The sequence below is a fragment of the Amycolatopsis bullii genome (genome assembly GCF_014654205.1).
Lineage (GTDB): Bacteria > Actinomycetota > Actinomycetes > Mycobacteriales > Pseudonocardiaceae > Amycolatopsis > Amycolatopsis plumensis.
The window spans coordinates 1-12279 of record NZ_BNAW01000091.1; the positions used below are offsets into that span (position 1 = coordinate 1).

General features: G+C 73.2%; 13 protein-coding genes. 6 read left to right on the forward strand and 7 right to left on the reverse strand.

Annotated features, from left to right (window positions below; translation table 11 throughout):
* Window positions 1-238 precede the first annotated feature (238 nt).
* Together IE317_RS43540 and ligA are read right to left on the reverse strand one after the other, a co-directional pair.
* The gene (locus IE317_RS43540; protein ID WP_191317211.1) at window positions 239-679 is read right to left on the reverse strand and encodes a hypothetical protein; all 441 of its coding nucleotides are present in this window, start codon (window positions 677-679) and stop codon (window positions 239-241) included.
* A 102-nt stretch (window positions 680-781) separates the two neighbouring features.
* Window positions 782-2773 carry an NAD-dependent DNA ligase LigA gene (gene ligA / locus IE317_RS43545; RefSeq protein ID WP_191317212.1) on the reverse strand — a complete coding sequence of 664 codons (1992 nt, stop codon included), beginning with the start codon at window positions 2771-2773 and terminating at the stop codon, window positions 782-784.
* Window positions 2774-2845: 72 nt separating this feature from the next.
* Here ligA and IE317_RS43550 point away from each other — a divergent pair, with 72 nt between their 5' ends.
* Entirely contained in the window at window positions 2846-3685 is an 840-nt protein-coding gene (locus tag IE317_RS43550) for an LLM class F420-dependent oxidoreductase (RefSeq protein WP_191317213.1), read from the forward strand.
* Window positions 3686-3721: 36 nt separating this feature from the next.
* Here IE317_RS43550 and IE317_RS43555 read toward each other — a convergent pair whose 3' ends face one another.
* The 4 genes from IE317_RS43555 to IE317_RS43570 all read right to left on the reverse strand — a co-directional run bounded on the left by IE317_RS43555 (window position 3722) and on the right by IE317_RS43570 (window position 6632).
* Window positions 3722-4177, reverse strand: a complete 456-nt coding sequence (locus IE317_RS43555; RefSeq protein ID WP_191317214.1) for a redoxin domain-containing protein — start codon at window positions 4175-4177, stop codon at window positions 3722-3724.
* Window positions 4178-4188: 11 nt separating this feature from the next.
* Window positions 4189-4704 carry an RNA polymerase sigma factor gene (locus tag IE317_RS43560; protein ID WP_191317215.1) on the reverse strand — a complete coding sequence of 172 codons (516 nt, stop codon included), beginning with the start codon at window positions 4702-4704 and terminating at the stop codon, window positions 4189-4191.
* A 267-nt stretch (window positions 4705-4971) separates the two neighbouring features.
* Window positions 4972-5514: a cysteine hydrolase family protein gene (locus tag IE317_RS43565; protein ID WP_191317216.1), complete on the reverse strand. Its 543-nt coding sequence runs from the start codon at window positions 5512-5514 to the stop codon at window positions 4972-4974.
* Window positions 5514-6632 carry an epoxide hydrolase family protein gene (locus tag IE317_RS43570; protein WP_191317217.1) on the reverse strand — a complete coding sequence of 373 codons (1119 nt, stop codon included), beginning with the start codon at window positions 6630-6632 and terminating at the stop codon, window positions 5514-5516. Before IE317_RS43570 ends, IE317_RS43565 begins: the two co-directional genes overlap by 1 nt.
* Window positions 6633-6695: 63 nt before the next feature.
* On the opposite strand from IE317_RS43570, the gene IE317_RS43575 reads away from it, so the two are divergent.
* The 5 genes from IE317_RS43575 (at window position 6696) to IE317_RS43595 (ending at window position 11509) form a co-directional block, all read left to right on the forward strand.
* Window positions 6696-7646 carry a helix-turn-helix transcriptional regulator gene (locus IE317_RS43575; protein WP_191317218.1) on the forward strand — a complete coding sequence of 317 codons (951 nt, stop codon included), beginning with the start codon at window positions 6696-6698 and terminating at the stop codon, window positions 7644-7646.
* Between the two features lie 90 nt (window positions 7647-7736).
* Window positions 7737-9158, forward strand: a complete 1422-nt coding sequence (locus tag IE317_RS43580) for a DHA2 family efflux MFS transporter permease subunit (protein WP_191317219.1) — start codon at window positions 7737-7739, stop codon at window positions 9156-9158.
* Window positions 9151-9933 carry an isocitrate lyase/PEP mutase family protein gene (locus IE317_RS43585; RefSeq protein WP_191317220.1) on the forward strand — a complete coding sequence of 261 codons (783 nt, stop codon included), beginning with the start codon at window positions 9151-9153 and terminating at the stop codon, window positions 9931-9933. The genes IE317_RS43580 and IE317_RS43585 overlap by 8 nt, the downstream gene beginning before the upstream one ends.
* Before the next feature lie 56 nt (window positions 9934-9989).
* Window positions 9990-10550 (forward strand): maleylpyruvate isomerase family mycothiol-dependent enzyme, encoded by a 561-nt coding sequence (locus IE317_RS43590; protein WP_229903242.1) that lies wholly within the window; start codon window positions 9990-9992, stop codon window positions 10548-10550.
* Window positions 10547-11509, forward strand: coding sequence for an RNA polymerase subunit sigma-70 (locus tag IE317_RS43595; RefSeq protein ID WP_191317222.1), 963 nt, complete (start codon window positions 10547-10549; stop codon window positions 11507-11509). The genes IE317_RS43590 and IE317_RS43595 overlap by 4 nt, the downstream gene beginning before the upstream one ends.
* An 8-nt stretch (window positions 11510-11517) precedes the next feature.
* Here the strand turns inward: IE317_RS43595 and IE317_RS43600 are convergent, their stop codons facing one another.
* Window positions 11518-12156, reverse strand: a complete 639-nt coding sequence (locus IE317_RS43600) for a DedA family protein (protein ID WP_191317221.1) — start codon at window positions 12154-12156, stop codon at window positions 11518-11520.
* Window positions 12157-12279: the final 123 nt, after the last annotated feature.

Genomic DNA, 12279 nt, shown 5'->3' on the forward strand with positions numbered 1-12279 from the left:
AAGGCGGGAAAGCGTGCCTTGACCCGGCGCCGCCGGCCGTGTTGGGGCTTCGGATCGGGGTTGCGGGGGGTGTGGGTGCCCGTGGTGGTCCTGCCGCGCCTCGCCCTCGCCGGGGGTGGGCAGGGAGCGCGGGCGGCGTCGGTGATGACGAACGCAATGTCTGCCATGCCCCGGGTCGCGGGCCGGATGCGCGCCCACCGCACCCCGTTGCGTGTTCCCTCATCGAGCCGGTGGCCCGTCACCGCCCGCAGGGGCCGAAGTACCGGCACTCGATCAGCTCCCGCGGGTCCAGCGACTGTGCGCGCGGCTCGAGCGTGTCGAGCACCGCGGCGATCTCCTCGAGGTCCACGCCATTGGCGGCGGTCAGCGGGAAGAACTGCTCCTGCGTGTCGTGCTCGGCGCAGCCGCTGCCGCGCAGGTTGCCCGCCGGCACGATGGCGAACACCTCTTCACCCTCGTTGCCGAACGTGAAGTAGCTCTGCAACCGCACCGGGGTGGTGTCGCCGACGTCGTTGATGTACCGGCCGCCGTAGGTCTCGGGGTAGTGCCAGCCCGCGTGGACGTCGTTGGCGAACCACACTTTCGCGGGGTCGCTGTCGCCGTCGAGGAGCCAGCCTCGGGCGGTGAGGAACTCGTGCACCCCGAGCTGGCGGGCGGCCATCAGGTCGGACGTGGTCATCGCGGTCCCTTCGGACGAAGTCGGGTACTCACGCTCAGTGTCGCGCCTGGCTGGTTTTCACGACTGGGTGACCCGCGTCCGGGAAGCGAGACACCGGTTCGGCTACACAATGCCCGCCGAGATCAGCTGCTGCCAGATCTCTCCCTGGTCGACGACCTCGACGCCGTGCTTTTCGGCCTTCGTCAGCTTGCTCGCCCCGACGTCCGCGCCGGTGATGAGCAGGTCCGTGCTCGCCGAAACCGACGTGGCCGTAGTCGCGCCCGCCCGCTCGCAGAGCCGCTGGAACGTCGGGCGGGGAACCTTCTCGCCGGAGCGGGGGTCGCTGATCGCGCCGGTGACCACCACCGTCTTGCCCGCCAGCGGCGCGCCCGCCGCGACGACCGGTGGGAGGTCCTCCTCGCGCACGTCCAGCGAAACGCCCGCCTTCCGCAGTCGCTCGAGCTCGGGGCGCAGCCGGGTGAGGTGCTCGATCAGCGACGCGGCGACCTTGGGCCCGATGTCCTCCACGGCCACGAGCCCGTCGACACCCGCCTCCGCGACGTCTTCCAGGGAGCCGAACCCGGCCCGGCACAGGCGGGCGGCCGTGCCTTCGGACGCCATCGGGATCGCCAGCCCGATCAGCGCCCGGCGCAGGCCGACCGCCCGGCTCGCGTCGATCGACTCGATCATCCGCGTGGCCGAGACCTCGCCGATGCGGTCGAACTCGAGCAGCTTTTCCTTCGTCAGCCCGTAGAAGTCCGAAGGGTGCTCCAGGATTCCCGCCTCGGCCAGCCGTTCGATCCAGACGCCGCCGATGGCGTCGATGTCCGCCGCCGCCCGCGACGCCCAGTGGATCAGCCGCCGCACGGTCTGGGCCGGGCAGGACACGTTGGTGCAAAACAGTTCCCGGCTGTTGCCCTGCTCGGTCAGCGGCTGCCCGCACGACGGGCACGCGTCCGGCGGGACGATCTCCCGCTCGGCGCCCGTGCGCTTCGAGGCGTCGAGCACGCCGGCCACGAACGGGATCACGTCGCCGGCGCGGCGCACCAGCACGGTGTCGCCGATCTTGATGCCGCGGGCGCGGATCACCTCCTGGTTGGCCAGCGTCGCGCGGGTGACCGTGCCGCCGCCGACGAACACCGGCTCCAGCCAGGCAACCGGCGCGATCTTGCCCGTCTTGCCGACGTCCCAGACCACATCGGACAGCACGGTGGTCTTCTCCTCGGCCGCGAACTTGAACGCCAGCGCGCCGCGCGGTGAGCTCGACCGGGTGCCGGCCGCCGCGTAGGCGTCGCGGCTCGCCAGCCGCAGCACCGCGCCGTCGAGGTCGTAGTCCAGCTCGTTGCGCTGCCGCTCGATTTCGCCGATCACCTCCTGCGCCGCGGCGGCGTCGGCGCAGCGCCGCATGTCGGCCGCGGTGAAGCCGAGCGTGTGCAGCGCGCTGCCCAGGTCGGTCTCCGCGCTGTCGGGCTCGGTGTGCAGGTCGAAGGCGAAGAACCGCAACCGCCGCTCCGCGACGGTGGCGGGGTCCTTCGCGCGCAGGGTGCCGGCGGCGGCGTTGCGCGGGTTGATCAGCGGCTTGTCCGGGTGGGCGGTGTTGTAGGCGGCGAAGGTGGACCGCAGCATCACGGCCTCGCCGCGGACCTCGACCCGGCCCGGCGCCTCGACCTGCTCCGGAATCCCGTCGGTCAGGGCGCGCACCAGCATCGTGACGTCGTCGCCGGTCGTGCCGTCGCCACGGGTGACCGCCCGGGCCAGGCGCCCGTTTTCGTAGACGACGGCCAGCGACAGCCCGTCCAGCTTCGGCATGACGACCACCGGCTGGCCGGAGAAGCGGTCGAAGAACGCCTCGACCTGCTCGGGTTTGGTCGCCTTCTCCAGCGACAGCATCGGGCGCGAGTGCCGGATCGGCGCGTGCAGCACCGCGGGCGCGCCGACCTGGTCGAGCGGGTTCGGGTCGGGCGTGTGTTCCGGGTGCGCTTCGATCAGGCTCCGCAGCTCGTCTTCGACCGTGTCGTACTCCGCGTCGGCCACCAGCGGCGAACCCCGGTAGTAGGCGTCGCGCAGCACCGTGATGCGGTCGGCGAGTTCCTGGATGCGTTCCTGAGCGTTCACGGGAAGGACGTTACCGGGCACCACCGACAAAACCCGGCAGCCTGGATGAACTCCAGGGTTACGATCAAGATCATGCGATTCGCCTTCAAGACCTCGCCCCAGAACACCGAATGGGCCGACATGCTCGCCGTCTGGCGGGCCGCGGACGAGATCGAGCTGTTCGAGTCCGGCTGGACCTTCGACCACTTCTACCCGATCTTCTCCGATTCGACCGGTCCCTGCCTGGAAGGGTGGGTGACGCTGACCGCGCTCGCGCAGGCCACCCGGCGGCTGCGGCTGGGCACGCTGGTCAGCGGGATCCACTACCGCCACCCGGCGCTGCTGGCGAACATGGCGGCGACCCTCGACATCGTCTCCGGCGGGCGGCTGGAGATCGGCGTCGGCGCCGGCTGGAACGAAGAGGAGTCCGGCGCGTACGGCATGGAGCTCGGCTCGATCAAGGCGCGCAGCGACCGGTTCGAGGAAGCCTGCGAAGTTCTCGTCGGGCTCCTGACGCAGGAGACCACGACGTTCCACGGCGAGCACTACCGGCTGACCGACGCCCGCTGCGAGCCGAAGGGCGTCCAGAAGCCGCACCCGCCGATCTGCATCGGCGGCAGCGGCGAGAAGCGCACCCTGCGCACGACCGCGAAGTACGCCCAGCACTGGAACTTCGTCGGCGGCTCGCCCGAGGAGTTCGCCCGCAAGCGTGACGTCCTGCACCGCCACTGCGCGGACATCGGCCGCGACCCGGCCGAGATCACGCTGTCCTCGCACGTCCGGCTCGACCCGGACCTCGACTACGCGAAGGTCGCCGCCGAGGCCGAGGCGCTCGGGGAAGCGGGCCTCGACCTGGCGATCGTGTACCTGCCGCCGCCGCACACCCCGGCCGTGCTGGAGCCGCTGGCGAAGGCGCTCGAGCCGCTGCGTTGACCCCGCTGCGCTGAGCCGCTGCGCCGACCTGCCGGGTCAGGCCGGCGCGCCCAGCGCGGCGACGGCCGCGGCGATGCCCGCCCGGTCGTAGCTGCCGGTCGGCAGGGTGGCGCTGTGCGCGTGGCGGACCACCCCCTGTGCGTCGACGAGGATGCTGCCGGACCGCTGCAGCGCACCGAAGACGGCCCGGCCCAGCCCGACCAGCTCGTGCGGCGTGCCCCGGCGGCCGGTGACGACCGGGAACGGGATCTCGTGCTTCGCCCGCCACGCGGCCGCCGTCTCGCGGTCCTCGGGGACGCCGATCAGCACCCGGACGCCGGCCGCCGCCAGGGTGGCGTCCTCCACGAGGGCGCGGACGTGCCGCCGGCAGACCGGGCACGTCGTCGACCGCATGAAGTAGAGCAGAACGGCGTGGTCGCCGGGGAGGCGGACGGGCCGGCCGTCGGTGTCTTCCAGCACCAGCTGCGGCGCGGGTGATCCGGTTTCGAGCACGGGGATTCCTTTCAGGCGGTGTGCAGCCGGAGCCGGACCGCGGCCCGGGCTCGGTGCAGGTGGGACTTCATGGCCGCGGTGCTCAGGCCGAGCGCGTCGGCGACCGTCCGGCCCGGGTGGCCGAGGACGTCGCGCATGACGAGCACGCGGCGCTGTACGTCGGGCAGCGCGCTGATGGCTTCGGCGACGCGCTCGGCTTCGAGCCGCTTGAGGACCTCGTCTTCGGCCGACGCGGCGAGCCCGGGGTCGGCGGCGTCCTCGAGGAGGTGCCGGGCGCGGCGGAGGCATTCGTTGCGGACGATCCGGAACATCCAGGAGGCCAGGGCGGCCGAGGCGCGGAGGGTGCCGATCTTGCGGTAGAGGACGATGAGGGCTTCCTGCGCCGCGTCCTCGGCGTCCTGCGGTGAGGCGCAGAGGTGGGCGGCGAAGCGGCGGACGTGCGGGTGGGCGCCGTGGACGACCGCGGTGATCGACTCGAGGTCGCCACCCACGGCCGCTTCGACGAGGTGCTCGCTCACCCAGCCCATCGGTTCTGCTCCTTTCGAGGTGACCACACGGCATAAGAGGGGGTGGCCGCCCGAAAGGATTCACGACCGGTTCGGGAAGGACCGGCGACTGGGAAGCCGGTGGTGGGCCGGGCTCGGGGGTCCTGTCTGTGGTTCCACCGACCCGATCGCCGATTGTCGATGCGGCTCTGTAGCGGGTCGGCAGGGTGGTGTGGTCGGGGGCTGGGCGTGGGTCGGGTGGTGGGGCCTCCGCTCCGGTCCACCCCATCCGGCCCGGCCGCACGCGGCTCATCCCCAGCCGGCGCAGTCGCGGACCTCGAAGCCGCGGCTGGGGAAGACCCGCTCCACGAAGAACGCGTGCACCTCGGGGTCCTCGTCGGCGCACCCGTCCGCCAGCACCGAGACGCGGTAGCCGCGGTCGGCGGCGTCGTACGCGGTCGCGGCGACCATCGCGCTCGTCGCCACGCCCGTCAGTGTCACCGCGTCCACGCCGCGCGCCCGGAGCACGAGGTCGAGATCCGTGCCCGCGAACGCGCTCGCCCGCCGCTTGCGCACCACCACGTCGTCCGGGAGCACCGGCAGGGCCGGCTCGATGCCCGGCGAGCCCTCGTGGAACACGTCCGCCGCCTCGAAGAACGCGGCGAACAGCGCGTCGTCCGGCGGGAGGTCCGCGCGGTTGACCCGGAACGCCGTCTGGACGTGCACCACCAGCGCCCCGGCGGCCCGGGCCCGCGGCAGCAGCTCGCCGACCGGCGCCAGCACCCGGCGCGTGAACTCGAACCGGCCGGTGATGCCCCGCTGCAGGTCGCCGACGATCAGTGCTTCGCTCATCACCCCAGTTTGCCGAAGAACTCCCGGACGTCGGCCACCAGCAGATCCGGCGCCTCCATCGCCGCGAAGTGGCCGCCGCGGGAGAACTCCGACCAGTGCACGATCGTGTGCTCACGGTCGAGCGCGCTGCGGATCGACAGGTCCAGCGGGAACACCGCGACCCCGGTCGGCACTCCGGACCGCTCGCCCGCGCCCCACGCGCCCGCGTGCGCGGTCTCGTAGTAGCAGTTGGCCGAGGAACCACCCGTGCCGGTCAGCCAGTAGAGCATCACGTTGGTGAGCAACAGGTCCCGGTCCACCGCGTCCTCCGGCAGCTCGGCCGCCGGGTCGGTCCACTCCTTGAACTTCTCCACGATCCAGGCCAGCTGCGCCACCGGCGAATCGTGCAGCCCGTGCGCCAGCGTCTGCGGCCGGGTCGTCTGCAGCGCCACGTACCCGGCCCCCTCGGTCCGCAGGTACTCGAAGTGCTGCAGCCGGGCCGTTTCGGCGTCCGTCAGCTCGGCGCCCGCATCCGGTGCGCCGAACGCGCAGAGCCCGTTGGCGTGCACGCCGACGACCTTGTCCGGGTCGAGCCGGCCGAGTCCCGGGCCGACGACCGCGCCCGTGTCGCCGCCCTGGACGCCGTAGCGGTCGTAGCCGAGCCGGTCCATCAGCTCGGCGAAGGCCCGGGTGATCCGGCCGGTGTCCCAGCCGGCCTCGCGGGTCGGCCCGGAGAAGGCCGTGCCGGGGATCGAAGGGATCACCAGGTGGAACGTCTCGCTCAGCGGGCCGATGACGTTCAGGAACTCCACGATGGACCCGGGCCAGCCGTGGATCAGCAGCAGCGGCAGGGCGTCCGGGTCGGCGGAGCGGACGTGCAGGAAGTGGATGTCCTGGCCGTCGATCTCGGTGACGAACTGCGGGACCGCGTTCAGCTTCCGCTCGTGGGCACGCCAGTCGTAGCCGTCGCGCCAGTACCCGGCCAGCTCCTTGAGGTAGCCCACCGGCACCCCGCGGCTCCAGCCCGCCCCGGGCAGGTCCGCGCCCCAGCGGGTGCGGGCGAGCCGGTCGCGCAGGTCGTCCAGGTCGGCCTGGGGGACGTCGATGGTGAAGGGCCGGATCTCTTCGTTCGTCTGCATGTCTCCGACCCTAGAAGCCGGTTAGGTCAGGTTCGGTCCTAAGTGAAAGGCAGAATGGGCGGCATGGCGGAAACCTCGGCGCGGCTGCTGCGGCTGCTCTCGCTCCTGCAGACCCGGCGCGACCGGTCGGGAGCGGAACTGGCCGAACGCCTGAAGGTCACCCCGCGGACCGTCCGCCGCGACATCGAACGGCTGCGGGCGCTCGGCTACCCGGTGCTCGCCACCGCGGGCACCGCCGGCTACCGGCTGGGCGCCGGCGCGGACCTGCCGCCGCTGCTGCTCGACGACGATGAGGCCGTCGCCGTCGCGATGGGCCTGCGCACCGCGGCCGGCGGCTCGATCACCGGCATCGAGGAGACGTCGGTGCGGGCCCTGGCCAAGCTGGAGCAGGTGCTGCCGTCGCGGCTGCGGCACCGGATCAACGCCCTGCGGTCGGCGACGGTGCCGCTGGCCAACACCGGCCCCACCGCCGACCCGGACACCCTGACCGCCATCGCCGCCGCCGTCCGCGATGCGGTGCGGCTGCGCTTCGGCTACCGCGCCCACGACGGCACCGAAAGCGTCCGCACCACCGAGCCGCACCGGCTGGTGCACACCGGACGCCGGTGGTACCTCATCGGCTGGGACGTCGACCGCGCAGACTGGCGCACCTACCGCGTCGACCGCCTCGACCCGCGCACGCCCACCGGGCCCCGGTTCACCCCGCGCACCCCGCCCGACCCCGATCTCGGCGGCTACACCTCACGGGCGATCTCGACGTCGGCCTACCGCTACCAGGGCCGGTTCACCCTGCACGTGAGCGCCGAGACCGCGGCCGAGCGGTTCAGCCCCACCACCGCGGCGATCGAGCCGATCGACGAGCACAGCTGCACCCTGCGCGCCGGCTCCGACTCCCTCGACGAGCTGGCGATCTACGTCGCCGGCACGGGGTTCGGCTTCCGGGTGCACGAGCCGCCGGAGCTCGTCGCGCACGTCCGGGGGCTGGCGGCGAGGCTGGGCGAAGCGGTCGATTGACCGGAGGAACACCGATTCCTCCGGAGACCGCGCGTTGTCCAAGTCTCCGGAAGCGGCGCAGGCGCCGGTGACGGAGGCAAGGAGACACGAGTGCGCACCAGGACTTCACCCACGCCGGTGGCCCCGGCCGCGGGACCCGCCCAGCGAAGATGGGTGCTGGGCATCACCTCGGTCGCGTCGCTGATGGTCGTGCTCGACGCGCTGGTCGTGGCGACCGCGCTGACGGCGATCAAGAGCGACCTCGGCGCGTCGGTCGCCGAGCTCGAATGGACGGTCAACGCCTACGGCCTGAGCTTCGCCGTCCTGCTCATGACGGCGGCGGCGGCCGGTGACCGCTGGGGACGGCGCCGGGTCTTCGCGGCCGGGGTGACGCTGTTCGCGGCGGCGTCGCTCCTCTGCGCGGTCGCGCCCGGTGTGGAAGTCCTGATCGCCGGGCGGGTGCTGCAGGGCGCCGGGGCCGCGTTCGTCATGCCGCTCGCGCTCGCCCTGCTCGGGGCCGCCTTCCCGGCGGAGCTGCGGCCGAAGGCGCTCGGGGTGTTCGCGAGCGTCAGCGGGGTGGCGGTGCCCCTCGGGCCGCTGCTCGGGGGCGCGGTCGTCGAAGGCATCTCCTGGCCGTGGATCTTCTGGATCAACGTCCCGATCGGGGCCGCGCTGGCGTACTTCGCGCTGACCCGGACCGAGGAGAGCCACGGCCCGGACCCGGCGCTCGACGTCCCGGGCCTTGTGCTGGCCGGCGCCGGTTCCTTCGGGGTGGTGTGGGGACTGGTCCAGGGCAACTCGGCCGGCTGGACCAGCGTGGCCGTCCTGGGGCCGCTGGTGGCCGGCCTGGTGGCGCTCGGTGCGTTCGTGGCGTGGCAGCGGCGCGCCGCGCACCCGATGCTGCCGCTGCACCTGTTCCGCTCCCGCCGGTTCGCCGCCGGCAACGCCGTGATCTTCTTCCACTGGGCCTCGGCGCTGGGCGCGGTGTTCTTCATGGCCCAGTTCCTGCAGGAAGGGCTGGGGTACGGGCCACTGGCGGCCGGGCTGGGCCTGGTGCCGTGGGGGCTGACGACGACGGTCGTCCCGCAGCTGGCCGGTCGGCTGGTCAGGCGGTTCGGCGAACGGCCCTTCATCGTGGGTGGGCTGGGGCTGCACGCCCTCGCCATGCTCTGGATCGCCCTGGTCGCCGGGCCCGCGATCGGCTACTGGGTGATCGCCGTGCCGCTGGTGCTGTCCGGCACCGGGATCGCGATGTGCCTGCCCGCGGCGCAGAGCGCGGTGCTGACGTCGGTCGCGCCGCGGTTGCTCGGCAAGGCTTCCGGTGCCTTCAGCGCGCTGCGGCAGCTCGGCGGGGCGTTCGGCGTCGCGCTCCTGGTCGCCGGGTTCTCGCTGACCGGCAGCTACGCGTCGAGTGCGGAGTTCTCCGCCGGGTTCGCGGCGGCCGCCGTGGTCAGTGCCGTCCTGGGCGCGGCGGGCGCGCTGGCCGGTTCCCTCGTTCCCCGCCGTGCGACGAAGGAGCCGAGCGATGTCTGACCGGAACGCCGATCTGCTGCGCGAGCTGCACCACGGGAAGCTGCTGGTGCTGCCGAACGCGTGGGACGAGGAGAGCGCCTCGCTCGTCGTGGCGGCCGGGTTCCCGGTCGTGGCGACGTCCAGCGCCGCGGTGGCCGACGCGCTGGGGTACGAAGACGGCGAACGGGCGCCGTGGCGCGAGATGTTCGCCGCGGTGGCGCGGATCGCCCGCGCGGTGCCGGTCCCGGTGACGATGGACGCCGAAGCGGGCTACGGCCTGGAGCCGGAGCAGCTGGTGGCCGAGCTGCTGGCCGCCGGGGTGGCGGGCTGCAACCTCGAGGACACCGACCACCGCGCCGGGGGACTGGCCGACGCGGCGGCCCAGGCGGACCGGCTGGCCGCGGTCCGTGCGGCGGCCGGCGATTCGCTGGTGATCAACGCGCGGATCGACGCTTTCCTGCCGCCGAGCGGGCTTGCGGGACCGGAGCGGACGGCCGAGGCGATCCGCCGCGGCCGCCGCTACCGCGAGGCCGGGGCGGATTGTGTGTACCCGATCGGGATTTCGGACGCGGCCGACCTCGCGAAGGTGGTCGAGGGCGTGCCCGGGCCGGTCAACGGCAACACGGGCGCGGAACTGGACTTGGACACCCTGGCGTCGCTGGGGGTCGCCAGGGTGTCCTTCGGGCCGCGGTTCTACCGAGCGGGCCGGGCGGCGCTGCGCGGCGGCCTCGAGGAGCTGCGGCGCGCTGCGGGCCTGCTCCCGGCCGCCGGGGTCGTGAGTGAAAAAGAGTGTTAGAACACTGTTTTCCACTCCCGACCGCGGCCGCGGCGAGGAGGGGGAGGAGGCGCCCGGTGCGCGATGAGCCGATGCTCGCCGCCGCGCTCGGCCATGCCGTCGCGGCGGCGGGGGAGGTGGGGCTCGCCGATCTCGGGCGTCCCTCGGCCTGCGACGGCTGGACCGTCGCCGACACCCTCGAGCACCTCACGGAGTCCCTTCGCTGCGTCGCCGCTTCCCTCGCCTCCGGAGCCGTTCCAGAGGCCGTGCCGCCGCGAACCCGACCGGTCACCGCCGGGACCCTCCGGCGCGACCTCGGCCGGGCGGCCGCCGCGCTCACGGCCGCGGTGGCCGGCCTGCGAGGCCGGCGCGCGGTCGCCGTCGAGGGGCTGCCACTGCCGTGTCACCGGCTGATCGTCGTGGGTGCCCTCGAAGCCGCCGTCCACGGCTGGGACGTCGACCGGGCCAGGGCGATCCCCGACGAGCTCGCCACCCGGCTGCTCGCCGAGCTCCCGTCGGTGCTCGACGGCGGCATCCGCCGGGGCTTGTTCGCCGAGCCCATCGCCACACCGCCGGGGTGCAGCCCCGGCCGGCGGCTGCTGGCCGCCCTCGGGAGGGATGATCGACGATGTCCATGACGAACGAGGAGCGTGGGGTGTCTTCCGAGGAGCGGCTGCGGGACGAGTTCGGCTCGCTGCGCCCGGCACTGGTCGCGCACTGCTACCGGATGACCGGGTCCTACCAGGACGCCGAAGACGTCGTCCAGGAGACCTACCTCAAGGCCGCCCGGGGCGTGGCCGCCTTCGAGGGGCGGTCCTCGCTGAAGACGTGGCTCTACCGGATCGCCACCAACACCTGCCTCACCGAGCTGAACCACCGCAGCCGGCGGGTGCTGCCCGCCGGGCTCGGGGCGCCGTCGGACGACCCCGGGACGCGCGTCTTCGCGGACGACTCGATCGCGTGGCTCGGGCCGCTGCCCGACGCCGTGCTCGGCGATCCGGAGGAGGTCGTCGTGCGGCGCGAGTCGGTCCGGCTCGCGCTGGTCGCCGCGCTGCAGCACCTGCCGCCCCGGCAGCGCGCGGCGTTCCTGCTGCGCGAAGTTCTCTCGTGGTCGGCCGCCGAGATCGCCGGCGTCCTCGGCATCAGCGTGCCGGCGGTGAAGAGCCTCCTGCAGCGGGCCCGCGTCCGGCTCGACGAACTGGACCCGGACACCCGGGTGCCGGAGCCGGACGAGCGGGCGCTGCTCGACCGCTACATCGCCGCCTTCGAGGCGGAGGACACCGCGGCGCTGCGTGCGGTGATCCAGGACGACTTCAGCCTCGAAGCCGTGCCGCACCCGGTCTGGTTCCGGGGCGTCGGCGTGTGCCTGCCGTTCCTGGAACGCGCGTTCTCCGCCCCCGGCGGGGCCGCCCGGCTGCTGCCCACCCGCGCGAACGGCCAGCCCGCCGCGGGCAGCTACCGCCTCGACGCCTCCGGGGTCCGGCGCGCCGACGGGCTGTGGGTGTTCACGGTGACCGCCGGCCGCTTCTCCCGGGCGGTCAAGTTCCACGACCCGGCGCTCGTCACGGCGGCCGGGCTGCCTGCCCTGCTCCCGTGAGCGAGCCGCTAACCGGCCTTGCGCGCCTTGAGCCGCCGGACCACGAACAGTCCGATCGCGACGGTGACGACCGCCAGGACGACGTACTGGAAGAACCCGGCGTACCGCTCGACCAGCGGCCAGTTCTCGCCGAGCAGGTAACCCGCGACGACGAACGCGGTGTTCCAGAGCAGGCTGCCCGCGGTGGTGAAGAGGAGGAACCGCGCGAACGGCATCCGTTCGACCCCGGCCGGCACGGAGACGAGGCTGCGGAAGACCGGGATCATCCGGCCGAAGAAGACCGCTTTGCCGCCGTGCCGGGCGAACCATGCCGAAGTGCGGTCGAAGTCGGCGGTCCCGAGGAGCGGAATCCGGCCGGCCAGCCGGCGCATCCGGTCGTGCCCCAGCAGCGCGCCGGCGAGGTAGACGACCACGGCGCCGGCCACCGAGCCGAGCGTGGTCCAGAACAGGGCGGCACCGAGGCCGAACGTCCCGCGCCCGGCGGCGAACCCGGCGAGCGGGAGCACCAGCTCACTCGGCAGCGGCGGGAAGAGGTTGTCGAGCCCGACGACCAGAGCGGCGCCGGGCCCGCCGAGGGACTCCATGAGCCCGACGGCCCACCCGGCCACCCCGGTGAGTTCCCCGGGTGACGCAGTGGAGACGGTCATGAGGTCCTTCGCTGTGAGTGGTCTGCCGCGGCTCTCGTGAGTGGTAAGGCGGGTTCTAACCCGCTGTTGAGTCTCAGGACATCGCCGACAGTTGATGTCTCAGGACATCGCGGACACTGACCG